This is a genomic window from Marinimicrobium sp. C6131 (assembly GCF_026153455.1).
Lineage (GTDB): Bacteria > Pseudomonadota > Gammaproteobacteria > Pseudomonadales > Cellvibrionaceae > Marinimicrobium.
The window spans coordinates 1,165,603-1,189,979 of record NZ_CP110629.1; the positions used below are offsets into that span (position 1 = coordinate 1,165,603).

Sequence of the window (24,377 nt, forward strand, 5' to 3'; positions counted from 1 at the left end):
GCGAACGCGGCGCTGAACGCTCTGATACCGATGTAACCCGACTGCCAGGATAACCCTGTACATGGCCAAGTCCACCTCCGCCGTTCCGGCCGAGACCAGCGCCCGGGCGCAAGCGCTCCGGGCCGAGATTCAGGAACACAACTACCGCTACTACGCGCTGGACGAGCCCCGGATTCCCGATGCGGCTTACGACCGGCTGATGCGCGAGTTGCAGGCGCTGGAAGCCGAGTATCCCGAGCTGGTGACGCCGGATTCACCCACCCAGCGGGTCGGCCAGACACCGCTGAGCGCGTTTGCGACCGTCACCCACGAACTGCCGATGCTCTCCCTCGACAACGCCTTCGACGAGGAAGACCTGATCGCGTTCGACCGCCGGGTGCGGGAACGATTGCAGGATGAGGCGACCATCGAATACGCCTGCGAGCCCAAGCTCGACGGAATTGCCGTGAGCCTGCTGTACCGCGACGGGTTACTGGTGCGCGGCGCGACCCGGGGCGACGGCACTCAGGGTGAGGACATTACCCAGAACGTCCGCACCATCGATTCCATTCCCCTGAAATTGCGCGGCTCGGGGTACCCCCGGGTTCTGGAAGTGCGCGGTGAAATTTACATGCCCAAGGCCGGCTTCGAGGCACTGAATGAAAAGGCCCGGGAGAAGGGCGAAAAACTGTTCGTCAACCCGCGCAATGCGGCGGCCGGCAGCCTGCGCCAGCTCGATGCGCGGATTACCGCCACCCGTCCTCTGGAAATGTGTGCCTACAGCGTGGGCTATGTCGAGGATGGCGAAGTGCCCGCCAAACACTCGGAAACGCTTGAGGCTTTCCGCGACTGGGGGCTCAAAATCAACCGGGAAATGCGAGTGGTGCAGGGCGTTGAGGCCTGTATTGAGTACTATCGGCAGTTGGGCGAGCGCCGGGCCCAACTGGATTACGATATCGACGGTATCGTTTTTAAAGTAAACCGTCGGGATCTGCAGGAGGAGTTGGGCTTCGTGGCCCGGGCCCCGCGCTGGGCCATTGCCTACAAATTCCCCGCCCAGGAAGAGATGACCCGACTGCTCGACGTCGAGTTTCAGGTGGGGCGCACCGGCGCCGTGACCCCCGTGGCCCGGCTGGAACCGGTATTTGTGGGGGGCGTAACGGTATCCAATGCCACCCTGCACAACCGTGATGAAATCGAACGACTGGGCGTCAAGATCGGTGATACCGTCATCGTGCGGCGTGCCGGGGATGTGATTCCGCAAATCGTCTCCGTGGTGGCGGATCGCCGCCCCGACGATGCCCGTGACATCGAATTTCCGGATCACTGCCCGGTGTGCGGCTCACCCGTAGAGCGTGTGCCGGGCGAGGCCGTGGCCCGCTGCGACGGTGGTCTGATCTGCGCTGCCCAGCGCAAGGAGGCCATCAAGCATTTCGTTTCGCGCAAAGCACTGGATGTGGACGGTCTGGGCGACAAGCTCGTGGACCAACTGGTGGAAAAGGGTCTGGTGAACGCCGTGGCGGATCTCTACCATCTGACGCGGGAGGATCTGATCGGGCTGGAGCGCATGGGCGAAAAGTCCGCGGACAACCTGCTCAACGCACTGGAAGCCAGCAAGCAGACCACTCTGGCGAAATTTATCTACGCGCTGGGCATTCGCGAGGTGGGTGAGGCCACGGCCCGCAACCTGGCACAGTATTACGGCAGCCTGGACGCCCTGGCCGAAGCGGACGAGCAGCACCTGCAGCAGGTGGAAGATATCGGTCCGGTGGTTGCCCATTTTGTCGCCGAGTTTTTTGATCAGCCCCACAACCGGGACGCCGTGCAGGCGCTGCGCGATGCGGGGGTGCATTGGCCCGAGCAGGCGCCCATTGACCGGGATGCGTTGCCGCTGTCCGGGTTGACCTACGTCCTGACCGGCGCCCTGGAATCCCTGACCCGGGACGAAGCCAAGGAACGTCTGCAGGCATTGGGGGCCAAAGTCGCGGGCAGCGTATCGAAGAAAACCGACTATCTGGTGGCGGGCCCGGGCGCGGGCTCGAAACTGAAGAAAGCCGAGGAACTGGACGTGGACATAATGGACGAGGCCGGTTTGCTGGCGTTGTTGGCCAAGTGGGAGCAGACCTGATGAGAATTCCGAGCCTGATACTGGTGTTGGTATGCGCCGGGCTGGCGGGTTGTGCCTCGGCGCCCCCGAAGAGCAGTGACAATATCTGCGACGTCTTTGACGAAAAGCGCGGCTGGTATAAAGATGCCCGCCGGGCCGAGCGCCGCTGGGGCTCGGATATCCCCACATTGATGGCGATGATGTACCAGGAATCCACGTTCCGCTCCAAGGCCAAGCCGCCACGCACCAAAATTCTGTGGGTGATCCCCGGGCCGAGAAAAAGCAGCGCGTTCGGGTACGCCCAGGTCAAGGACGAAACCTGGAAAGAGTATCAACGGATGAGTGGCAATCACTGGGCCAGCCGAAGCCACTTTGCCGACGCCATTGATTTTATTGGTTGGTACAATACCCAGAGCAACAAGCGGGTGGGGATTGGCAAAAACGACGCCCGTAATCTTTACCTGGCCTACCACGAAGGCCACGGGGGTTATGAACGGCGGACCTATGACCAGAAAGCGTGGCTGGTGGGTGTCGCCGGGAAGGTCGAGACTCGGGCGAAGCGCTACCGGGAGCAGTTGAAGTCCTGCGAGCGGCGTTTCAAGGGCCCTTGGTGGTGGCCGTTGCGGTGAACTGATGTCGGATTACGCGCTGCGCGCCAATCCGACAAAAACATTGGTCAAGCAGTCGTGAAAAGGAGCGGCTATGGATCAAGAATCGATTGTGTACGGTTGTATCAAGGACATGGCGTACCTTCCGTCGGAAGGCCAGCGCTTGCGGGTCAATCGCGATGCGATGCTGACGTTGCCGCACGCGGACGATTGGCCGTTTTTGTCCCAGGAGATGTTTTCGATCCCGCAGGTGGAGGTCCGCCCGGGGCATTACCAGACGGAGGTGATGCATTTCGGTGCGTCTTACAAAGCCGTTGAGTATGAGTGGGATCAGTGGATCGCACAGTTTGAGGATTTGCTGAGCAAGATGTACTGGGTCTCGGCCACGGTTCATCTGGAGACGGAGTTGTGCGGCACCCATACGTTTACCTGGGAGTCCACGGCGAATTACCACAAGCCGGGCTCGGGGGATATGCAGGTACGCTGCGAGTGGTCGCACGAGGGTGCGCTAGCGGTTTAATGATGGCTACTGGATAACCTTCTCCATCACGATCTGAAGTTCCGATGGCGACACGATAACTTTCGTGCTAACCAGAGGGTCCGGCGGCTACAAGGTAAGGGGTTTCGGAAACGCATAAACCCGTCCCTGGGGCTCCATCGCTTCTCCCTGAAGCGACGGTTCCGAAACCCCTTACCTTGCATCCGCCTCCGTGCGGTCGTAGCGACGCTGGGCGCGGCACCAAAGTTGCCTACGTTAGCAATGAGGCGGATGCGGGGTATAGCCATTGGAGACTCTCGGAGACATGGATGTCGACGAGAAGCCCCCATGGATGGGTTCACGGCGGGTCTCCAATGGCTATACCCCGTAGCCGCCGGACTCCCCGATTTGTACGTAAGTCGCTTTAAAGCTGTCTTTTAAAGAGAGTTAGAGAACGCCAAATTTTAAAATCGATCAGAGGTAATCAATGACCAACGATACTCATCCCGAATTTCGGTTTCGTCGGCTGCGGCGGACGGGCGCGCTGCGCGACATGGTTCGGGAGACCCGGCTTGAGGTCAGCGACCTGATATTGCCGCTGTTTGTCGAAGAAGGCATTGATCAACCCGTCGAGATCGGCAGCATGCCCGGCGTGGTGCGTTACCCCGAAGCGCAGCTCGCCGACAAAGTGACCAGCGCCTGGAACAAAGGTATTCGGGCCGTCCTGCTGTTCGGCGTGTCCCGGCATAAAGACCCCGAAGGCTGCGACACCTGGAACCCCGAAGGCCTGATGGCGCGCATGATCCGCACCGTCAAAACCGCCCAACCCGACATGTGCGTCATCAGCGACAACTGCTTCTGCGAGTATACCGATCACGGCCACTGCGGCGTGGTCCACGGAGACGATGTCGACAACGACGCGACCCTCAAAAACCTGCAGAAACAGGTCGTGGTGGCCGCCCAGGCCGGTGTCGACATGATCGCGCCCTCCGGCATGCAGGACGGCATGATCGCCGCCATCCGCGCCGCGCTGGATGCCTCCGGTTATGGCCATATTCCGGTCATGTCCTACTCCACCAAATTTGCCTCCGCCTTTTACGGCCCGTTCCGGGACGCCGTGGACAGCAACTTCAAGGGCACCCGCGCCAGTTACCAGATGGATCCCGCCAACCGCCGTGAGGCGCTGGCGGAATCCCTGCAGGACGAAGACGAAGGCGCCGATATTCTGATGGTCAAGCCGGGCATTGCCTATCTGGACGTGCTGGCCGACATCCGGGCCCACTCCGCCCGTCCTCTGGCGGTGTACCAGGTCAGTGGCGAGTACGCCATGATCAAGGCCGGTGCGGCGGCCGGTGTGATTGACGAGCGCGCGGTTGCGCTGGAAAGCCTGCTGGCGTTCAAACGCGCCGGCGCCGATCTGATCATTACCTATTTTGCCGAAACCGTGGCCGACTGGCTGAACGAATCCTGAGGTTGTCATGAAAGCGATTTTTGCCCTGATGGGCGCCAGTGTCCTGATGATTGTGGTCGGCGTGCTGCTGATCCTGAACCAACCCGAGCCGCAGCCGGAAGAACCGGCTCGGGACATCGGAGTGATTCCCGCCCCGGCGGAGCGGGACTCTGAGATCCCGCAGATTGAAGTCAATGCCGAGCCGGGTACCGATACCTGGTGTGAACAGATGATGAATGTCCCCAACGCCGACTGGTCGCGGGAGGATTCCCAGACCTTCGCCGACCAGTGCATCTACGATTAATCGCTGAATGTTCTTCACCGACGAACGTCCCCATTTCTTCAATCCGCTGACCGGTAAGTACCGTGAAGTGGTGGCGGAGTGCCTGCGTCTGTTGTACCAGCGGCTGTACACCGATCTGCGTGACTACGGAGCGGGACTGAACCGGGAAGGGCTGCTGGATATCTTCAAGGAAGCCATTGCCCGCACGCCGGTTCTGGACAGTCGTGACGAGCCCGGTGACAGTGAGGGGCGTTTCAAAACCCAGCGGGAACTGGCGGGCTTTATCGTCAATCGACTGCTCGAAGCCGGTTGGCTGGAGCGGCGGGTGGACGATGCCAACCTGCAGAGCAGTTACGGTTTCTCCCGTATGGGGCGGCTGTTTACCCAGCCCTTCGCCGCCAACCAGCACAATGATTTTCGCACCCGGCATCGCAACACCCGCAATACCCGAAACAGTCTTCAGGCTTTTCTGGACCGTGGCGAAGTGCACGATCTGTTGGACGCCTACGAATACTCCGAGCGGATCATCAGCGACTTCACCGATGTGATTGCCGAACTGGAAGAGCGTAAGCGGCAACTGGTCCGCGACGTGGAAGCCCGGCAACTGGTGCAGCAGGCCAGTGATGAATTTTTCGACTTCATGGAAAAAGTCTTCAAGCCCGATCTGGAAGTCCGGCTGTCCGCCGACAGCGTGGAAAAGTACCGTGACCAGGTGGCCCGGATCATCACCCGGATTCGACGCAAACGCAAATACGGCGAAGGTGATCCGGAGACCGCGGAAAAAGACTGGCGAGCGGTGATGGAACTGCGCCTGCGCGCTCTGCTACCCCAGCGGGTGGTGCCGGGCAGCTCACTGCTGGAGACCCTGCTCCAGACCATCGAAACGCGACTGAAGAACGCCTGCGATGTCATGTTGCCGGCGCTGCGCAAAGCTCTGAACACCTTCACCCAACGGGCCGACATCATCATTCGTCAGCTCAGCTACATTCACGCCCAGAGCGGGGATGGCGCCCTGGAACTGTGTCAGCTATTGGCCGCGCAACCTCGCGAGCGACAGGATGAACTCTTGCAGCGCCACGGAGAGGACTGGTCCGCACTGCACTTGCGCTATATCGATCCCGGTCAGCTGGTACTGCGTGAACGACGGTCCCGGGCTCCGATTCGCAGCGACCTGGACGATGATCGCCCTCTGGACCGCGACGCCCAGAAACAGCTGTACATTCAACAGGCGTTGGAGCAGGCCTTTTCCCTCCAGGGGAAAGATGTTCGAGCCTATGTCCAGCAGGCATTGAATGATCAAGGGCAGGTCAGTAGCGGCGCACTGACGGCGGTGAGTATACCGGAGCTGTTGAGCCTGGCGCGGGCCACGGAAGTGGGCGCGGCGGCCAATCTGTCGTCCGAGTTTGGCTTCCGGGTGCGACAGGATGAGGCCTGGTTGGCGGAGAGTCCGCGCATTACCGAGGGCGATTTCTTCTCTCGCCGCGACGAATACATTATTGAACTGACCGAGGAAGCCAATGAGCCCTCTGACCGATAGCCTGGAACGGGCCCTCGACACCCACAACCTGACACTCAAGGAGTGGCGGGAATTGATTCAGCGACTGCTGGACTACGGCGTATTGTGTCGGGACGACAGTCAGGTGGAAGCTGAGTTGTACGATCGCTTTGAGCGTATTGAGGCGCTGGTGGATGACTACCTGAGCCTGATGGGGGTTCGTCTGCAACACGACACGCGCTTTCAGTTTGTCCGCCTGATTCCCCCCGGTGCGCGGGTACCGGGTCTCGAAGATGAAAGTGACGAGCCGTTCAACGGCGGCTTCCGCACACGACTGAATCAGGCGGAAATTGCGCTGGTGCTGATTTTGCGCGCGGAATATGACAAGGCGGTGCGCGAAGGCGTGATTGACGAGCAGGGCTGCGCGACGCTGTCCCTGGAAGCGGTGGCGCTGGCCAGCAAGAACCTTCTGCAACGCAGCCTGCCCGAAGCCCTGGCGGAGCGCCGTCAGTTGTTCCGCCGGTTACGTCAGTTGCGGCTGATTCATTACGCCCAGGAGGCGGATCTGGAACAGACGGACAGCTGGGTCAAGGTGCGGCCATTGATTGTGAACCTGGTGAACAATGAATGGCTGGATAACCTGAGGCAGGATATCGAAGCCGAAGCACCGACCGAGGATGAGGCCGGTGAAGCAGAACCGGAAGGTGCATCGATATTTTCCGGGGAGCGGACCTGATTTATGTATCTGAAAAAATTCATCTACATCCACTGGGGCAACATCCCCAACACCGAATGTGAATTCGGCCCGATCAACCTCTTTTCCGGGGGGAATGGTTCGGGCAAAACCACCGCGGCGGATGCCATCCAGACCATCATGACCGCCGCTCACGACAACCTGTTCCACTTCAACCCCGGACAGGATGAAGCCAGCCAGCGCGGGCGGGGTGGCAAGCAGGTGCGCACGCTCGCCTCCTACGTACTCGGCTGCGATGACGGTGCCTACGCCCGGCCCGAGGGCTGTGATGGCTATCTTGGCGCCGTGTTTTACCCCACGCCAGGGGAGACCAGCGAACCGTTTACCGCCCTGATCGGGATGCGCGCCCACCTTGAAGGTGCGGGCCAGCAACGGGTGGCGCGCTTGGACGAACTGCAATTCCTGTTATTGCCCGGTGTGCAGATTGGCTTGTCAGACCTGTTGAAAAGCGATACCGGTGGCCGCTATGTACTGCCTCTGGATCGGGCTTACGCTCTATTGCGCAAACAGTTTGGTCCGGAGTCCGTGGAGAAGTACGATAAGAAAAAAGCCTATCTGGGTCGACTATACGGCCTGATTCGGGATCGGCAGGATGCCGTTTCCGAGCGAGAGGCCATCAATGCCGCCCGGGCGTTTTCCCGCTTTATGGCCTATAAACCCATCAAGGGCATTGATGAGTTTGTCGCCAATGAAGTACTGGAGCCCCGGGATCTGGGGGAGGCGATTCGCTCGGTTTCCTCAATGCTCAAACGCATTCACGGTATGGAGTCAGACGCCCGCCAGTTGCGCGAAGCGATCGAGCGACTCAATCAGGGACGCCTTACCGCCGGCGGGTTTATCGAACAATGGCTCGACTGGCAACTGCTCCACTACGGTCTGGCCCGACGTCGATACAGTGACTGCCAGAACCGTTATCTCGCGGAAAAACGCAAACAGCAGAGCCAGCGGGAAGCGGTGGAGGCCAACCGCCAGGCCATTGAACTGAGTGAGCAGCGCCGCGACGACCTGCAACAACAGTTGCTGGATCTGAACACCCGCCGTCTCGGGATTCCCGGGCTGCGGGAAAAAGACCAACTTGCCCAGGAACGTAAAGCCGAAGAACAGCGACTGCACGCGACGGTGCCAACGCTGCTTGAGCAGTTGCAAAGGGTCGACCGCAACCGTGAGAACGCCAAGGTGCTGCACGACGGATTGCGCCGGACATCCCTGTCACTGGTGCTACCCGAACTGGCCGATAAATCCCGTAACGCCCGACTGAAAGCGATTGCCGAGGATGACGCCCGGCTGGACGCCCATGAGCTGCTCAACCGGGACTGGATCGACATCAGCCCGCTGGAATCCCGTCTGGATCAGGCGTTGTCTCAGCAACAACAGCACCGCCAGTGGTGGGCGGACTGGTTTGAGAGCGACGAGGGCGTGCCCAACCTGCGGGATCGTCTGGCACGCGAGTGTGACAAGCGCCAGCAGGCCTGCGACCAGGTACAGGCGCGGGTGGAGCGCCTGGGACGGGAAATGGGGGCACTGGAAGCTCGGGAGGTCAGTTACCCGCCCTACGTGCAACAGGCGCTGGCGGAGCTGCACAAACAGCTGCCGGAAGCCGATGCCCGGGTGCTGTGCGATCAGGTGGAAGTGACCGACCCGGAGTGGCAGTCCGCCATTGAGGGCTACCTCGGCGGCGCCCGTTTCGGGTTGATTGTGGATCCGGACTATGAGGCGGATGCCATCCGACTGGTCCGTTCCCTGAACGGCCCCGGTCAAAAAGCGCGCGTGATTCAGGGTCACAAGGCCCGGCGGGATAATGAAAAGCTGGGTGCTTTGCCCCAGGGCAGTGTGGTGGAAGTGATGCAATTCAATCACGACACCGCCGAGCAATACCTGAAGGCGAGCTACGGCTCAGTGCAGCGGGTGCCGGATGCGGATACGCTGCGCAATACCCGACGGGGGGTCACACGGGACTGCCTCGGCTCCGGGAATTATTCCCTGTTCCGCTGCGATATTGCCGACAGCGATCTGGTGTTCGGCCAGAGCGCCCGTGAGCGGGCGTTGGCCGCCCGCCGTCGGGAGCATGAGGCGCTGACCCGCGAGTGGCAGGCAAGCCGTGACCTGGCTGACGAAGCCCGGCAACTGCTCGCCGCAGTGGACCGGCTGAGTGTGCCGGAACACGGCAACTGCCTGCAAACCCTGCTCAGCGCCCAGCGTCGCCTGCAGTCCCTGGAGCAACAGGCCGAGCAGCTCGACCTGAGCGCCGGTGAGGCCCTGGAAGAGGAGCTCCAGGCGTTGAAGGGCCGGGTGGATGAACAGGCCGCCCAGGCGCGTGCGCTGAACGAAGAGCGCGCCAATCTGCTGGCGGAATTGAAAAATATCGACAGTCGCTGCCAGACGCTGGATCGGGATCAGGACCAGACCCTCGCGGTGGTTGAGCAGTGTGAGCAGAGCCTGGAGGGCCTTGATACACTGACGCCGGGTTTTGATGCCGAAGCGCGACTGGCCGAAGTCGACGACGACCTGCGCGAAGCGCGTTACTACGAAGCCCGCCTCGCGGATGTGCAGGGCGAGCTGAAAAGCGCACTGCATAAACTCCAACAGAGTGTGTTGCAGCACAACCAGCAGTGCCGCCCGGCGGATGCCTTTGCCCTGGAGCTGGATTTCAGTGACGAGTTTGGACGGGAAAACTTCGCCCGGATCTGCCAGTTACGCCGCCAGTTCGACAGCCTGTACAACCGGGATAAAAACCACATCCTGGCCCAGCGCCACAGCGAACTGCAGTCCCTGCGGGACAGCTTCAACAACGCCTTTGTGACCAACCTCTGTCACTCGATCTACCAGGCCATCAACGATGGCAAGCGGGTTCTGGAGGATCTGAACCGGGAGCTGGAGCACCATCGTTTCGGGGCGGACCGGGAGCGGTTCCGGTTTGATTGGCAGTGGGTGCCGGAGTTCAAGGAATACTGGCAGTTTTTCAAGGCGATCATCGATAATCCGAGTCTCGGCGATGGCGCGACCCTGTTCGATATCGAGCTTGAACCCAGGCACCAGAAGGTGCGCGAGCGCCTGATGTCCATGCTGCTGGATGACGACGAACAGAAGGCACTGAGAGAGCTGGAACGGATCGCCGACTACCGGAATTACCGTCGCTATGAAATTTACAAGGAACCGGAAGGCAAACAACCCATCGCCCTGAGCCAGTACGGTACCGGTTCCGGTGGCCAACTGGAGACGCCGGCGTATATTATTCGCAGCGCGGCCATTACCTCGGCGTTCCGGTTTGGCGAGGGTAACAGTCATTTGCGGATGGTACTGGTGGATGAAGCTTTCTCCAAGATGGATGAGCACCGCTCTCGGGAGGTGATTCACTACCTGACCGAAAGCCTGGGGCTGCAGCTGTTGTTCATCATGCCCAGCAGTAAGTCCGGGCCGTTCCTGGAGCTGATTTCCAATCAGTTTGTGTTCAGCAAGTGTGCCACGCGCGAGCGGGTGGGGGAGCTGCAGACCCGGGTGGTTCTGGATCGTCAGGAGTGCGATCGGGAACGGATTCAGGCGTTGATGGCGAACCACCGCCAGACCATACGCCAGCAGGCGGAGCTGGATTTTCTGGAAGAAGTCGAATGATATCAAACGATACGTTGCAATCCCGGTTCAACCAACTGCGCACCAACAAGGCCTTCGAGCTGTTTGTGGTGGGTATCATCATCTTCTCGGCCCTGGTTATCGGGGCCAAGACCTATGACATTCCTCCGCTGATCTCCAATGCGATTGTCATTACCGACTGGTTCATCACCGTCTTCTTTCTGGTGGAAATCACCATTCGCTTTCTGGGCGAGCCCAGGAAACGGGATTTTTTCAAGTCCGGCTGGAACCTGTTTGATACCACCATCGTCGTGGTCAGCCTGATTCCCATTGAAGACAGCGAGCTGGCGCTGGTGGGACGTCTGGTGCGGGTATTCCGGGTGCTGCGCATGGTGTCCATCATTCCGGAGCTGCGCACGCTGCTGATCTCCCTGCTGCGAGCCTTACCCCAGCTCGGTTATGTGGCGTTGATGATGTTTATCATCTTCTATATCTACGCCGCCATTGGCGGCATGTTTTTCGCCAGTGTCAATGAGACGCTGTGGGGTGATATCGCCATCAGTATGTTGACCCTGTTCCGGATCATGACGTTTGAGGACTGGACCGATGTGATGTATGAAACCATGACGGATTATCCGTTCAGTTGGGTGTTCTATGTGACTTTCATCTTCCTGTCGGCCTTCGCGTTTCTCAACATGATTATCGGGATTGTCGTCAACGTGCTGGACGAACAGCACCGCAAAGAACGTCAGGAAGAGGGCGAGCCGACCTTGCGAGAGCTGCAGAATGAGCTGCGCGAGCTGAAGGAACTGGTGCGCCAGTCGAACCGAACCCGAACACCTCAGGAGTAACATCATGACCACGATGGATTCCATTATTGACCGGCTGGATCAACTGCTGGATCGGGTAGAGGGATTGCTGCCACCAGAAAGTCCGCCCATCGACTGGACCGCCGAGGCGTTTCGTTGGCGGACTGTCAACGGTCGGGGATTTCTGCAAGCGGTGCGCCACCCGCATCGAGTGGCGTTGGAGGCGTTACAGAATATTGATGCGCACAAGGAAACACTGGTGCGCAACACCCGGCGCTTTCTGGAAGGGAAGCCGGCCAACAATGTCCTGCTTACCGGTGCCCGCGGAACCGGCAAGTCCACTCTGATCAAGGGGGTCTGGAATACCTTTTCCAACCAGGGTCTGAAACTGGTGGAGGTGGATAAGACGGACCTGCCCAATCTGACCGATATCCTGGTACTGCTGGAAGAACGCCCGGAGCACTTTATTGTGTTCTGCGACGACCTGTCTTTTGAGGAAGGAGATGCCAGCTACAAAGCCCTGAAGTCCGCACTGGATGGTTCCATTGCATCCCCGGCGGACAACATTGTGTTTTACGCCACGTCCAATCGACGTCACCTGTTGCCCCAGACCATGCGGGACAACCTCGATGTCAGCTATGAGGAAGGGGAGCTTCGCCCGAGTGACAGTATCGAGGAGAAAACCTCACTGTCGGACCGGTTCGGTTTGTGGTTGAGCTTCTACCCGTTCAGTCAGAACGAGTACCTCGCGGCAGCCCGCTATTGGGTGGAAGCGCTTGGTGGGCAATGGAGCGATGAGGTGGAGGCAGAAGCCTTATTGTGGCACCGGACCCGGGGCGCCCGCAGTGGCCGCGTTGCCTGGCAGTTCGCCCGGGACCATGTCGATCCCGCCTGAGCGGGGCTCGAACGAGTCTCGTTACAAACTGTTAACAGCCCTCTACAAAAGGTTACAGATTCAAGACAGGGGCTTTGCTAAAGTGGCGGTATATAATGACTCACTCTAAGGAATCTTTCATGCTTAAGCCACTTGTTGCCGCTGCTGCTCTGGCATCGACCGCTGCGCTCTCCAGCTCACCCGCGCTGGCCACCATTGTTGAATTTGAAACGGTACTCGGTAACGTCCAGGTCAATCTTTACGATGAGACCACCCCGGAGACTGTCGACAACTTCTTGTCCTATGTGGAATCGGGTGCTTACGACAATACGTTTTTTCATCGACTGGTCCCCGAGTTTATCCTTCAGGGCGGCGGTTTTCTGTATATCGAAGACAGCGGTGATGTAGAAAGCATTGAGACCGATGATCCGGTGGTCAATGAGCCCGAGTGGTCCAACCGCCAGGGCACCATTGCGATGGCCAAGTTGGGCAATGACCCGAACAGTGCAACCTCGCAGTGGTTCTTCAATCTGGAAAACAATCACGAAAACCTGGACGTACAGAACGGCGGTTTTACGGTCTTTGGGGAAGTGATCAGTGGTATGTCCGTCCTTGAAGACATTGCGGAACTGCCGCGGTTCAACCTGCAAGGTGCGTTCACCAATTTACCCCTGCGCAATTATGGGGAAGAGGAACTGGAAAACGATGTGGAGGTGGATTCCACCCACCTGGTGACGCTGCTGTCGGTACGGGTGATTGATGATGCGGAAAACTCGGCGGCGGATCTCGATCCGGTTCCCAATACGCTGATCGATACAGTGGACGACAAAGACTCCGGTGGCAGTTCCGGTGGTGCCATGGGGTGGTTGATGCTTGTGTTTGGGTTAGTGGGCCTGCGGAAAGCTTTGGGTGCGAAATCGCGTCGGCAGTGAGTTGCATGCTTGTCGGGTTACGCGCTGCGCGTAACCCGACAATCGCGCAATCTCACGACCCGCGACTTACACTTCGATCGAATCAAATACTGTGACCTTCCGCCACAGGTGCGAACAGTCCTCCACAAACTTCTGGTGGATCGGATGCACCTGGTAGGCGTTCTGTCCTTCAACGTCATCGAACAACAGCAACTCTGATACCTGGTAGCTGTTATCCACCACATCCCGTTTTTCCGTTGAGGCCGGCACGCCAATATGAATGCCGCGCACGGTCTCGATCTCTTTCAGTGTCTTCAATCCGGCGATCAACGCTTCCCGATCTTCCTCGGAGTCCGGGTTTTTCAACCAGAAAAAGACGCTGTGCGTGAGCTTGGGAACGGCCACCTGTGATGACTTTCCGTTTTGCTGGGCGGGCTCATTATGGTTGTGAGCCTGGGCACCGGGCAGCATGACGGCAGCGCCCAGAGCCGCTGCACCGGTGATGAATTGCCGACGATTGGGAAGGTCTGTCATTGTTGTTGCACTCCTGTATGGATGGCTTTATGGATGCCAGTATCGGTCAGTATCACCAACTGGTCTTGGGGTGAAATCTCCAGCGCGGCATCCCGCGCTGGATTCAGTTGCAGATGACGCCCGTTACGCGCCTCATGATAGTAAACGCCGAGCGCTGTCTCGCCGCGCTCCCCGGCCAGGGTTTCCAGCTTCCAGAACGGCAATGATCCCTGAATACCGTAGTCGGTGGGGGAGCGGAAGAAAATCTCGGCGCCGCCTTCGGTAAACAGCTCATCGAACACCAGTCGCAGCTCCGGGCGCAACGCGACCTGCGCGAGCAGATGACTGAGAATCAGCGGGCTGATGATGGTTTCGCCGTGCTGGTGGCCCAGCAGAATCGCGTTGTCCGGGTCGCTCAGTTCCAAAAGCAAATGCGGCGGTGTACTGACATGTTTGAGGTGCTCTTCGAGAATACTCTGGCCCACGATGGCCCGCGCATCGGCCTCCTCACCACTGCCCAGACGATCACTGCTGGTGAGTATGATGCTGTCATACTGGGCCGGCTCGATATCATAAAGCTCGCCTTCCTGCATGAAATCCGTCTCGATATGCCGGCACTGTGCCCGAACGTCTCCCAAATGATAGCGGGCGATGGATAGTTCGCGCTCGTCCGGCGGCACAACAGAAACAATATCGAGCTCAAACCGGTACTGCCGGTAACTGCCCAGCTCATGCACCAGAGCGGGCAGGCGATTATTCCAACCGAGAATCAGCACTCTCTTTCGGGTAACGCGGTTCGCCGGTTTGTGCTTCTCACCCAGCGCCTTGCGCTCCACCGGATTGAGTCGGTAGCCGGACGCCTTCAACGGTTGGGTATCACGGAATTCCGGTGCAATGAAGACGACCTTATCCGAGGCCGCCACAACCGCATCGGACGGTGCGTTCAACTGCACGCGCCAGCCGTCCTGCTCACGGTGCAGCAGGCCACAGACCACCGCACGCGGGCAACGCATGGCAATGCTGGCCAGGGAATCGCCCGCGAAGTGCTCGCCACTGCGCACATAAAATTCATTGCCACTCTGATCGGTCAATAATTCGTTGTAGACCTCGGACAGCCCCGGGTGAATCAGGTTCTGCGCCATGAGGCTGGCAATGGTCGCATCGCCGGGTACTACTTGCAGTGGTCCCTCGTAGGCTCGCCGGGCGATGGGCAGTTTGCGCAGATCCTGAATCTCGGCCACGACAAACGGTCGGGGAACGCGCTCGGTGCGGGCCTGGGCATCCAGGGACATCAGCGCCTTGATGGTTTCCACATCCGAACTGACCAGACTGTTGAGCTCGTGGGAACCACTGGGAATGATGACCGCGGCCGCATTGAGACAGGCGGCGCGGTGCAGGGCATCGGGCTGCAGAGGACTGCCCGAGCGCAATACGATCTGTCGGGCCTTGCGACCGATCCCAGGCTCCGCACGGAGTTCCTCGGCCTGCACGGCGGACATATCCTCCGCCAGCACCACCAGTTTGAGACGCGAGCTGTCCTGCCCGAGCAGGTGCTGGCGCATGGAGCCGGAAGCACTCAACAGTTCCCGGATGAGGGGCAGGGTGCGACTGTTCCAGCCAACGATCACGACGTGATTGCGGAAGGCCACCGGGGTAAGCCCACGCTCAAGGGCGGTCATACGCGCGATCAGCGACCGGGTGAGAATGGCCACCAGAGTACCCATGAACACCACATAGCCACTGACGGTCAACAGGGTCGACACGAAGCGTAACCAGGTGCCTTCGTCATCCCCGAGATACCCCGGATCCGTCAAGCGCAGAAACGCCCACCAGACGGCGTCACCGACGTCTTCTCCCTCACCGGCGGGAAAGGCCAGCAAGCCTCCGGTGATTGAAATGAGCGCGATAATGGCGCCAACCACCAGTAACTGAAACAGGGCGCCTTTGACGAATTGGCGCTCGACAAAAAATTTGACCCGGTCTATAAAACGCAACGGCAGCATGGCAGCTCCTGTCCCGACGAGCTCAGTGCATTAATGAGGGCTGCCAGTATACCGGTTTTTCCGCTCAGTCCAATTCAGAACCATTACCGTCAGCGAGGGCAACATGGTCAGCGTCACCAGAGTGGCGCCGATGATACCGGCCATGACAATGACCCCGACCCCCCGGTACAGCTCGCTGCCGGCGCCCGGCAGAAACACCAGGGGCGCCAGGCCGACAATGGTGGTGATCGTGGAGATGGCGATGGGCCGAAGACGCGAGCTGACCGCTTCACGCACGGCATGCACCGAGTCCATGGCCTCCTCTTTGAGATTGCTGATGGCGCGGTGAACGATCAGGATCGGGTTATTGACCACCGTGCCCATCAGGATCAGAAAGCCGAGCATGGAGATCATGTCGAAGGGCTGGCTGATGCCCCCGAGACCGAGCGCCGAGGTGACGCTGCCGACCAGGTTGAGCAAGGCGAGCCCGGCGATACCGCCGGCAATACCCAGAGGAATGGTGGTCATGATCAACAGCGGATAGCCCCAGTGGGTAAAGATGGCGACCATCAGCAGATAGACAATGAACAGAGCGACCAGGTAGTTGCTGCTCAGGGACTCGCGTGTGGCGTCCAGTTGGTCGGCGGCCCCGGAGATGTTCAGGGTAACGCCGGTGGGCACCTGGCCATTGTCCTGAAGGTAACCCACCACGTCTTCACGTACCCGCTCCACGCCAGTCTCGAGCGCCACCGAACGGGGCGGAATAATGTTCAGCGTCACGGTGCGACGGCCGTCCAGACGGCGGATGCTACTGGTATCCACAGTTTCCATCATCCGGGCGAAGTCAGAGAGGGGCAGGGTACCGCGCTCGGGTATGTAGACGGCGATATCCTGGAGCGTGTCCAGATCCGCGCCGGGTCCCTGCTGGTTGTACAGGTAGATATCGATTTTATCATCGGCGAGAAAGAACTCGTTCACAAACGCGCCGTCCGTCAGCGCTGAAACGGAGAAACCGATGTCCTCGGTATTCAGGCCGAGTTCCGCCGCCCGATCCCAGTCGGGGCGGATTTCCAGCAGGGGTTGGGCCAGCGACAGACTGGAGGGCCGGGTCTGGATGCTCGGGTTGTCAAACACCGTTTCAGCGCGGGCGTAAGCGGCCTGCGCCACCTGAAACAGACTGGCGAGATCCGGCCCGGAGATGTCCAGATTCACGCTGCGCGTGCCGCCGTCGTTGCTGCTGATGATGGAGCCGCGAGCGGCGAATGCCCGCATTCCCGGGTAGGTTTCGTACTGCTTCACCAGAGCGGCCATCAGGTCCTCGATCTGCCCCGGGTCTTTGGATTCGGTGATGATACGCAGGTTCTGGGGCGAAATGCCGAGGTTGATGTACTTCATGGCAGGCACCTCGGTTTCCCCGCGCTCGTAGGCCTCCGGCTCATCGTCCACGTAGGGCATGAAGTATTCCTGGAGTTCCATGCCAATGGCCTCCATGGTCTCGAGGTTATAGCCCGGCGGGGCATTCATGGAGGCGAAGGTTTTCGGCTCCTCGCCCTCGGGCAGGTATTCCGCCGGCGGGGTCAGGAACAACACGATGGCGCCACTGATCACGACGGTGATCACAATGGCGCTAATGCGACGCCTGGGCGTTTCGATCAGCCAGTGAATCTGCCGGGTAATCCGCTGCTGCAGTGGATGTTCGTCCTCGCCACCAGACGCGCCCTCAAATTTCAGTCGGGCGCTCGCCGTCGGAATGACGGTGATTGCCACCAGCATGGACACCAGAATCGAGGCGGAAATGGCAATGGCGATGTCCGAGTACAGTTGTCCGGCCTCTTCGGCGATGAAAACCACCGGCAGAAAAACCATCACGGTGGTGAGGGTGGACGCCAGCACCGCGGGCCAGACTTTCTGCACACCGGAGACGGCGGCCTGCAGTTTTTTCAATCCTTTGCGACGCTCCAGCTCGATGCTTTCGAGCACCACGATACTGTTGTCGAGGGTCATGCCGATGGCGAAGGCAACGCCGGCGAGCGAGATGACATTGATGGTCCGGCCGGCAATCAGCAACCCGAGAAACGCGGCGATCGTACAGATGGGAATACCCACAACCCCCAGGGCGGTGGCACGGAACGAGCGCATGAAGGCGTACATGATGCCAGTGGCCAGCAGGGCGCCGAGAATCAGGTTTTTCCAGACGTTGAACACCGACGCCTGCACATACACCACATCGTCAGCGGTCAGCGCTAGTTCCATACCCTCGGGGTTGAGCAGGTCCCGGTTGATCCGCTCCACCTCGGCCATCATGGCCTCCTTGATGGCGATCACATTGGAGCCGCTTTCCCGTCGCACGGACAGGCTGATGACGGGACGGGTGTTGACGTAGGAGGTCTGGCGGATCTTGAAATGATCGAGGCTGACCTCAGCCACATCCGAGAGGCGGGTAATGCTGTCTCCCCGGCGTTCGAGAATCAGATTTTCCAGGTCCTCAAGGTCCTCGAAACGGCCCATGGTGCGCAGCAGATAACGCCGCTTGCCGCTTTCCACTTCGCCGCCGGACAGGTCCCGATTGCGCTCGCGAATGGCGTCACGCACCTGGGTCAGAGTGATCTCCCGCTCCGCGAGACGCTCGGGGTTCAGGTGAATCTGAATCTGGCGCTCGGCGCCGCCACCGACATTGACCTCTGAAACACCGGGTACGCCGGACATGCGCGGCCTGACGTTGTCTTCAATGAAATCGCGCATCATGTCCATATCCAGTTCCCGAGGGTTACCCTCCAGCGGGGAGATACGGAAATACATGAAGGCGTTGGCGGAAAATGAGGTGGCGTAGACGCTGGGTTCGTCCACATTTTCCGGATAGGAGGGGACCTGGGTCAGGGCGTTGTTGACACGGATCAGGGTCTCGTTGATATCCACCCCGAATGGAAACTCCAGCTCGATCTGCGCCGAACCGAAATCCGCGGTGCTCTGCATTTCCACCAGGTAGGGGATGTTGCGCAGATACTCCTCCTGCTCAATGAGGATTTCTTTTTCCACGTCCTGGGGCGTGGCGCCGGGCCAACTGGTGCGAATGGAAATGGTGCGAACTTCCAGGTCCGGAATCATCTGTACCGGAATGCGCAGCGCCGCCAACACACCCAAAACGCAGATGATCAGAACGGTGACGGTAACCAGAATGCCGTGGCGGACAACCCAGTGAAACATCAGCGGTCACCTCCCTTGCCGGTTTCCGCCCCGTCGACAATACGCTCGGGCAGAACGTCCTGCCCCTCCTGCAGGGCTTCGTTGCCCAACGTCACCACCACATCACCGGACGACAGGCCGGAGCGGATTTCCACCCGACCCGAGGCGCTGATGCCCGGCGTGACCTGCTGCTCGCGGACGCTGCTGACCTGGCCCTGTTCCGCCTCGGTTACGACCCAGACACTGACCCGACCATCCGGATAGCGGATCAGGGCGTCACGGGGCACCGAGAGACCGGTTCGCTCGGTATTCAACTCCAGAAGTCCGGAGGTGGACAGACCGGGAATCAGTGGCGGGGCGTCGTCGGGTGGGGTCACGCGCAACAGAAAGGTCCGTGCACCCGTCTCGCTGAGGGGGACTTTACGATGAACCCGGCCGGTGACTTCAGTGTCAGGGTAAGCGTCAAAACGCAGTGCCAGACTGGACTGCTCGCTGACGCTCGGAAAATAACGCTGGGGCACCTGGAAGTGAACCCGCAGTGGGGCGCTGGCGACCAGCTCCATCAACGGATTCCCCGGGGACACCCATTCGCCCAGATCCACCTGACGGGAACTGACCACACCGTCGAACGGGGCTCTGACCTGGTGTCGCTCCAACTCCGCCTCCAGTCGGCGCAACCGGGCCTGGGCGGCGTCCCGGTTGGCCCGGCTGACCCGCTCTTCGGCTTCCAGGCGCCGAATGTCACTGGCGGCGATGGCACCATCGCGCAGCGACCGGGCTTCATTGAGCTGACGTTCACTGTCCTCCCACTGTGCTTGGGCGCTGGCCAGGTCCGCCGCCGCCTGGTCCCGATCTATACGGACCAGCTCGGGATCCAGTTCCAGCAGGAGGTCGCCGGCGTTGACCCGGTCCCCGGTATCAACCGCCAGGCGAGACACCAGCCCGGCCACCTGGGGCGAAAGCAGCGATCGCTGCTCCGCCGTGACCGAGCCGGTCAATGGAACCGTCTCGATGACCGGCCTCTCCGCCACCCGAACGGCCTCGACTCTGGGGGGCTCCTGCGCCGTGGCCCAGGAGGCGGCCAGCAGGAGCAAAAGGCTGTACAGTGGGCGAGGGATGGCAATCATCTTCATACCGGTTTATCTCCTGGGTTCCTTCAACACGCTTCAGCATACCGCCTGAGGCAAAAGGCGCAAATCTCCACTGCGTTAAGATTTGTCTTCAATCTCACCCGGGGCAGGGCGTTTTGATCTGCTTTATGCTAGGGTATGCTTCCCGGTGAGGGCGTGAGGCCGCCATCGAGGCTGGCCCGCCCGCACCCTGGTAACAGAACTACGGAATACGCAGTATGAACGATCAGTACGACCGCCGGAATGCCGCCTGGCGCGCCGCCCAGCAGTGGCGGGAGAAGGCCCGGTCCAGCTCGCGGTGGCGTGGCCCGAAGCTGTTTCTCGCCTGGGTGGTTTTTGGCCTTCTGATGCTTATTGGCCTGGTCATTGCCCTGGTGTTTTTGCTGGTCGGCTGGCTGGCCATGCCACTGTTGCGGCGTCGCTTCCGCAAACGCACCGAGCAGATGCGTGCCCAGGCGGAGCAGGCGGCCCGGCGGGCCAGCGGGCAAGGTCCCGGCTCAGGCTCCGGCAACCGGGGCAATGTAATCGAAGGCGACTACTCCGTTGATAAACCGTCTTCCGAGACCGATCGTCGTGGCCGTTCATAACACCAAAGGGCTGATTGTCGCCGTACTACTCAGCGTTCTGTCCGGCTGCGCAATGTTCCAGCCGGATATCAGCCGCAGCGCCTGGCCCGAGAACATACCGCCCCGTTCCGAGTTTGAGGCGTTGTACGCGGCGGACCAACGCAATCAGGCGGTTCAGTCCGAAGAAGAATACCTGACCTGGATCACCCGTTTTTATCAGGGGTGGAAGCTGTATCCGCAGGGGTGGAACGATCTGGTGCCCGAGATTCTGGCCGGAGTGGCCGACCCCGATGAACGGGCCGAGCTTGCACGGGAGTTCTACGATGCCGGACGATTTATTGCCAGCGAGTGGGCCAAGGATGCGGATACCCGGAAAGTACGCACCCGCCAGCTCTCCATCTGGGGCAATGCAATGCGCGAAGCGGTAGCACGGGATGAAATTCGTGTAATGGTCGAGCAGATCGCGCAGGACGTCGACCGCCTCAAGGCCCAGCGCCTGACTTACTCCGATATCACGCCGGGGCGCTATTACGCGGAAGACGAAGACGACGTGTTCCGCTGAGCATCACTGTCATGCCACCGGGTTCATCAGACGGTCTGGGTGGCCGTGTCCAGCTCCATCAGCACCTGATTGACGTAGGTCTGCAAGACACCCGGGGACTGCTCCAGCAGGTTGTCGATATCCCGGGTACCGGGCTTGGCATGATCCTTTTCCGCGACGTACCGCCGTGCGGCCGCTTCCAGCACCTGACTGAAGACCACCGGCGCGTCAAAGTAGGCGTCCGGGTTTGCCTCGCAATATCGGGTAAACGCCGATAGCGTTTCCACGATGGCCGTTTTGTAGTAAGCCGGGTGAAGCTTTTGGGTCAGTCGGTCAATCAACTGGGCAAAACTTTCTTCCCCCGAAGTCATGGAGCTGCGCACCAGCTCGCAATCAAGCGTCGAGTCCTCACTGCCGCGATCGCCAAATTCGAGCACGGTGGCGTGAGACAGGCTCTGCCAGATGGCTTTCAGAAAGTCGTTGTCCAACCGTGTGACCAGCCCACGGGCCAGACGCCATTCAAACCAGTCCGCATCCAGCGCGTGGTACTGCTCAGCGGCCGTCCGCGGGATCGCGCCGGGCTCGGGTTTGCTTAGCTGAACTTCCTCGGTGAAGATGCGACGCTGGTAGGTAAGAATGTCCACCAGGCGCTGCATCACCGTCGACGGCGGCAGCAGGCCCAACTCATCCAGTGAGCAATAATCGTTACCCACGTGCCCCTGGCGCAGACACAGTTGCATGAAATTGTGCAGGTGAATCGAGCGCAGCCCATCGAACAGCTCGGGCCGGGTACGGACCAGGGTGCCGATCTGAGCCAACATTTCCTGTGCCAGGGTGCGCTCGACCGGATCCTTGTAGGTCCGCAAGAGGCCATTCATCAGTTCATCGTTGTCCAGGTGGGCACTGACAATGAATTCACGCTTTTTGTCTCCCAGCACGACCAGCAGGTGCCGCATGGCGAGCACCGACAGGCTGCCGGCCAGGTCACTGTGAAAACGGTTCAGTGCCGCAAAGCAGTAGCGGGCCATCAACCAGTGATTCAGCTCGCGCGCGCGGCGGTACAGAATTTCCAGCCACTGCTGCAACGTCACCGGCTGAGCGTCGTGCTGGCCGACCAGGGCATCCAGGTCCCGATGGTGAATAAAACCGGCCAGTTGCTTCTGAAGTTCGATTTCCGATGCGTGCGGGAACGCGTCCCAGATCGCCTGGGCCTGCGGGTCGAGATCGTCCCACTCGATCAGACAATGGGAACAAGCACGGGGCGCCAGTGGCTCCAGTTTCACATCACGAATACTCAGTGCATTCACCCGGGAAGCGCGATAGGCGAGGTTGGCCGACGCATACCCGACATGCTCGTGTTCGGTGCGCAACTGCAGTGCGCGAATGGCCTCGAACAGAGTGTCAATATGAGGCATCTGACACAGGTCGTGGGTCATCAATAAGGTGAACACCGCGACTTCCTGATTGATCCAGTGCTTGCGGATATGCTCGATTTCCTGCGCCAGGCTCTCGCTGAACCAACGGGCATCGTAGAGGCGGTAGTCCTCCTCTTCGCTTTGCAGCCACGACAACGTCAGGTAGACCCTGCCGTTGATCTGGTAGGTCTGGGAGCTGGCCAGGCTCTGCAGCCGACGGGCCGGACGTCCGGTCAGTTTCAATGCGGCGTTGGCGCCCACCTGACCATAGGCCCGGACCAGCTCGGGCGCGGGCAGGGCCGTCAGTGGTTTGATTTCCTGAAGTGTTTCGGCAATCACACCGTGCTTGGAGAGAATGTCTTTGGTTATCTCGTTATCGGCCAACACCACCAGGGCAATATTCGATTTGATGAACTTGGTGGCCCGTCGGCGCAACGACAGAGGGTCCAGGTGATCGGGCTCAAGCAGCCCTTCATGCATGATCAGACCGGTCCAGTAGAGACTCTGAGCCCAGACCAGCGGCACATTGTCGTTGGCCACCCGAGCCTGGGAGCCCGGCTGTTTCTTCTCCGCCGCAACGCGATCGTCCGGCAGGTAATACAGCTCAGGTAACAGCCCGATTCCGTCCACCTCAACCATCAACGACTCCAGTCGGTCCCGGTAGTGCCGAGCCGTTGACTCGTTGCCGTCGAACAGTGCCTGGATGTACAGGTAGGTGAAAAAAAGTGGCCACTCGGACTCGACATGCTCGAAATTCGCCAGCTCCGAGTGCTCGTAATACAACCGGGAGGTTTCTTCCAGCACGGTCTGGTGGCCATCCCAGATAAACCGTTTGCAGCCATAGTGACCGCCGAGTTTGCCCAGAATTTCGTCACGGGTCCGGGTGACCAGTTTTTCCCGGCTGACGGCAAAAGCGGGGAAGCCGATGATGCTCAGAAGGGCACTGTCCACCTCCTTGGATACCGACTCCCTGGGCAACAGGGAGGCGAGGGTGGTCCGCGCCAGGGAAATGGCGTCGGCGACCACGTGAATCGTGGCCCGTTTGGGGCCATTGGGCCCGAACAGGTTAAAGCCGTCCAGCGCTTGCAGGGCGGCCTTCGCCATGCCCACTGAGCTGGCGTTGATCTCGGTTTTGCCGTTGTTGATCTTGTTGCCACGCTCCCAGATACCGTAATCCGGCGTGCGATAGGCACTGGAAATGTAGTACACCAGGTTCTGCACGAAATCCACCTCGCTGAAGGTGGTGACGATCCGCAAACCCGATGCGGTCATCTGCGCGAGCATCAGCAGGTACAGGGACGTCGCATCAATCTGCAAGTGGCCCCAGGCGTCATCGGCGACGACCGTGAGGCCGGTGGCCGTGTCGTATTTGGCGTGCAATGCATCCATCGGATCGAGGGACGACTTGAAAGTTTCGACTTTGTCTGACTGGCGCATCATCGACTGGAGCAAGCCGCGCATCAGTTTGATGGTTGCCTGCTCAAGCTGGTCGCTGCGATCCCGGTCCCCGGCGTGGCGCAGGGCCATGCCCAGGGCCCAGACGCAGATGATGGAATAGACATTATCCCGCACCCAGGCGTCCGTGTAATCGCCGTGATGGTTTACACTGGTGCTGGCCGGCAACAGCCCGGTCACCGGATGCTGGCGGCTGAGGATGACCGTATCGATTTCCTGAAACAGCTGGTTCAATACTGACTTGTTTTTCATAGGGTTGCTTTACACCGCGTTGAGC

At 60.0% G+C, this 24,377-nt stretch carries 18 protein-coding genes; 13 read left to right on the top strand and 5 right to left on the bottom strand.

Features of this window, described 5'->3' with window-relative positions:
• Nucleotides 1–61: 61 nt before the first annotated feature.
• From ligA to OOT55_RS05000, 11 genes are all read left to right on the top strand, one after another.
• Nucleotides 62–2,107 (top strand): NAD-dependent DNA ligase LigA, encoded by a 2,046-nt coding sequence (gene ligA, locus OOT55_RS04950; RefSeq protein WP_265368028.1) that lies wholly within the window; start codon nt 62–64, stop codon nt 2,105–2,107.
• Nucleotides 2,107–2,715: a transglycosylase SLT domain-containing protein gene (locus OOT55_RS04955; protein ID WP_265368029.1), complete on the top strand. Its 609-nt coding sequence runs from the start codon at nt 2,107–2,109 to the stop codon at nt 2,713–2,715. The genes ligA and OOT55_RS04955 overlap by 1 nt, the downstream gene beginning before the upstream one ends.
• Before the next feature lie 73 nt (nt 2,716–2,788).
• The gene (locus OOT55_RS04960; RefSeq protein WP_265368030.1) at nt 2,789–3,214 is read left to right on the top strand and encodes a hypothetical protein; all 426 of its coding nucleotides are present in this window, start codon (nt 2,789–2,791) and stop codon (nt 3,212–3,214) included.
• A 445-nt stretch (nt 3,215–3,659) separates the two neighbouring features.
• Nucleotides 3,660–4,643 (top strand): porphobilinogen synthase, encoded by a 984-nt coding sequence (gene hemB / locus OOT55_RS04965; protein ID WP_265368031.1) that lies wholly within the window; start codon nt 3,660–3,662, stop codon nt 4,641–4,643.
• Nucleotides 4,644–4,650: 7 nt separating this feature from the next.
• The gene (locus OOT55_RS04970; RefSeq protein ID WP_265368032.1) at nt 4,651–4,926 is read left to right on the top strand and encodes a DUF3012 domain-containing protein; all 276 of its coding nucleotides are present in this window, start codon (nt 4,651–4,653) and stop codon (nt 4,924–4,926) included.
• 7 nt (nt 4,927–4,933) lie between these two features.
• On the top strand, nt 4,934–6,442 hold the full coding sequence (locus tag OOT55_RS04975) for a Wadjet anti-phage system protein JetA family protein (protein WP_265368033.1): 1,509 nt from the start codon (nt 4,934–4,936) through the stop codon (nt 6,440–6,442).
• Nucleotides 6,423–7,136: a DUF4194 domain-containing protein gene (locus OOT55_RS04980; RefSeq protein WP_265368034.1), complete on the top strand. Its 714-nt coding sequence runs from the start codon at nt 6,423–6,425 to the stop codon at nt 7,134–7,136. Before OOT55_RS04975 ends, OOT55_RS04980 begins: the two co-directional genes overlap by 20 nt.
• 3 nt (nt 7,137–7,139) lie before the next feature.
• Nucleotides 7,140–10,763, top strand: a complete 3,624-nt coding sequence (locus OOT55_RS04985) for an ATP-binding protein (protein WP_265368035.1) — start codon at nt 7,140–7,142, stop codon at nt 10,761–10,763.
• Nucleotides 10,760–11,572, top strand: a complete 813-nt coding sequence (locus OOT55_RS04990; RefSeq protein ID WP_416140974.1) for an ion transporter — start codon at nt 10,760–10,762, stop codon at nt 11,570–11,572. The genes OOT55_RS04985 and OOT55_RS04990 overlap by 4 nt, the downstream gene beginning before the upstream one ends.
• Before the next feature lie 4 nt (nt 11,573–11,576).
• A complete protein-coding gene (locus tag OOT55_RS04995; protein ID WP_265368036.1) occupies nt 11,577–12,425 on the top strand; it encodes an ATP-binding protein in 849 nt (282 codons plus the stop codon).
• Between the two features lie 119 nt (nt 12,426–12,544).
• Nucleotides 12,545–13,336 carry a peptidylprolyl isomerase gene (locus OOT55_RS05000; protein WP_265368037.1) on the top strand — a complete coding sequence of 264 codons (792 nt, stop codon included), beginning with the start codon at nt 12,545–12,547 and terminating at the stop codon, nt 13,334–13,336.
• A 66-nt stretch (nt 13,337–13,402) separates the two neighbouring features.
• Here OOT55_RS05000 and OOT55_RS05005 read toward each other — a convergent pair whose 3' ends face one another.
• From OOT55_RS05005 to OOT55_RS05020, 4 genes are read right to left on the bottom strand one after another with little or no spacing between them, the layout of a single operon-like run.
• Nucleotides 13,403–13,849, bottom strand: a complete 447-nt coding sequence (locus OOT55_RS05005; protein ID WP_265368038.1) for a Dabb family protein — start codon at nt 13,847–13,849, stop codon at nt 13,403–13,405.
• Nucleotides 13,846–15,831, bottom strand: coding sequence for a CASTOR/POLLUX-related putative ion channel (locus OOT55_RS05010; protein ID WP_265368039.1), 1,986 nt, complete (start codon nt 15,829–15,831; stop codon nt 13,846–13,848). The genes OOT55_RS05005 and OOT55_RS05010 overlap by 4 nt, the downstream gene beginning before the upstream one ends.
• 30 nt (nt 15,832–15,861) lie before the next feature.
• Nucleotides 15,862–19,014: an efflux RND transporter permease subunit gene (locus tag OOT55_RS05015; RefSeq protein ID WP_265368040.1), complete on the bottom strand. Its 3,153-nt coding sequence runs from the start codon at nt 19,012–19,014 to the stop codon at nt 15,862–15,864.
• Nucleotides 19,014–20,126: an efflux RND transporter periplasmic adaptor subunit gene (locus tag OOT55_RS05020; protein WP_265368041.1), complete on the bottom strand. Its 1,113-nt coding sequence runs from the start codon at nt 20,124–20,126 to the stop codon at nt 19,014–19,016. Before OOT55_RS05020 ends, OOT55_RS05015 begins: the two co-directional genes overlap by 1 nt.
• Nucleotides 20,127–20,341: 215 nt before the next feature.
• Between OOT55_RS05020 and OOT55_RS05025 the strand changes: the two genes are divergently transcribed.
• Nucleotides 20,342–20,710, top strand: coding sequence for a hypothetical protein (locus tag OOT55_RS05025; protein ID WP_265368042.1), 369 nt, complete (start codon nt 20,342–20,344; stop codon nt 20,708–20,710).
• Entirely contained in the window at nt 20,697–21,251 is a 555-nt protein-coding gene (locus tag OOT55_RS05030) for a hypothetical protein (RefSeq protein ID WP_265368043.1), read from the top strand. Before OOT55_RS05025 ends, OOT55_RS05030 begins: the two co-directional genes overlap by 14 nt.
• 26 nt (nt 21,252–21,277) lie before the next feature.
• Here the strand turns inward: OOT55_RS05030 and OOT55_RS05035 are convergent, their stop codons facing one another.
• Nucleotides 21,278–24,352 (bottom strand): glycoside hydrolase family 15 protein, encoded by a 3,075-nt coding sequence (locus tag OOT55_RS05035; protein ID WP_265368044.1) that lies wholly within the window; start codon nt 24,350–24,352, stop codon nt 21,278–21,280.
• Nucleotides 24,353–24,377: the final 25 nt, after the last annotated feature.

What these genes read in the sequence shown, in the direction of transcription:
- ligA (WP_265368028.1), top strand. Translation starts at nt 62, where the DNA reads ATGGCCAAGTCCACCTCCGCCGTTCCGGCCGAGACCAGCGCCCGGGCG.
- OOT55_RS05010 (WP_265368039.1), bottom strand. Translation starts at nt 15,831, where the DNA reads ATGCTGCCGTTGCGTTTTATAGACCGGGTCAAATTTTTTGTCGAGCGC.
- hemB (WP_265368031.1), top strand. Translation starts at nt 3,660, where the DNA reads ATGACCAACGATACTCATCCCGAATTTCGGTTTCGTCGGCTGCGGCGG.
- OOT55_RS04975 (WP_265368033.1), top strand. Translation starts at nt 4,934, where the DNA reads ATGTTCTTCACCGACGAACGTCCCCATTTCTTCAATCCGCTGACCGGT.
- OOT55_RS04985 (WP_265368035.1), top strand. Translation starts at nt 7,140, where the DNA reads ATGTATCTGAAAAAATTCATCTACATCCACTGGGGCAACATCCCCAAC.
- OOT55_RS04955 (WP_265368029.1), top strand. Translation starts at nt 2,107, where the DNA reads ATGAGAATTCCGAGCCTGATACTGGTGTTGGTATGCGCCGGGCTGGCG.
- OOT55_RS04980 (WP_265368034.1), top strand. Translation starts at nt 6,423, where the DNA reads ATGAGCCCTCTGACCGATAGCCTGGAACGGGCCCTCGACACCCACAAC.
- OOT55_RS04970 (WP_265368032.1), top strand. Translation starts at nt 4,651, where the DNA reads ATGAAAGCGATTTTTGCCCTGATGGGCGCCAGTGTCCTGATGATTGTG.
- OOT55_RS04960 (WP_265368030.1), top strand. Translation starts at nt 2,789, where the DNA reads ATGGATCAAGAATCGATTGTGTACGGTTGTATCAAGGACATGGCGTAC.
- OOT55_RS05005 (WP_265368038.1), bottom strand. Translation starts at nt 13,849, where the DNA reads ATGACAGACCTTCCCAATCGTCGGCAATTCATCACCGGTGCAGCGGCT.
- OOT55_RS05015 (WP_265368040.1), bottom strand. Translation starts at nt 19,014, where the DNA reads ATGTTTCACTGGGTTGTCCGCCACGGCATTCTGGTTACCGTCACCGTT.
- OOT55_RS05025 (WP_265368042.1), top strand. Translation starts at nt 20,342, where the DNA reads ATGAACGATCAGTACGACCGCCGGAATGCCGCCTGGCGCGCCGCCCAG.
- OOT55_RS05000 (WP_265368037.1), top strand. Translation starts at nt 12,545, where the DNA reads ATGCTTAAGCCACTTGTTGCCGCTGCTGCTCTGGCATCGACCGCTGCG.
- OOT55_RS05035 (WP_265368044.1), bottom strand. Translation starts at nt 24,352, where the DNA reads ATGAAAAACAAGTCAGTATTGAACCAGCTGTTTCAGGAAATCGATACG.
- OOT55_RS05020 (WP_265368041.1), bottom strand. Translation starts at nt 20,126, where the DNA reads ATGAAGATGATTGCCATCCCTCGCCCACTGTACAGCCTTTTGCTCCTG.
- OOT55_RS04990 (WP_416140974.1), top strand. Translation starts at nt 10,760, where the DNA reads ATGATATCAAACGATACGTTGCAATCCCGGTTCAACCAACTGCGCACC.
- OOT55_RS04995 (WP_265368036.1), top strand. Translation starts at nt 11,577, where the DNA reads ATGACCACGATGGATTCCATTATTGACCGGCTGGATCAACTGCTGGAT.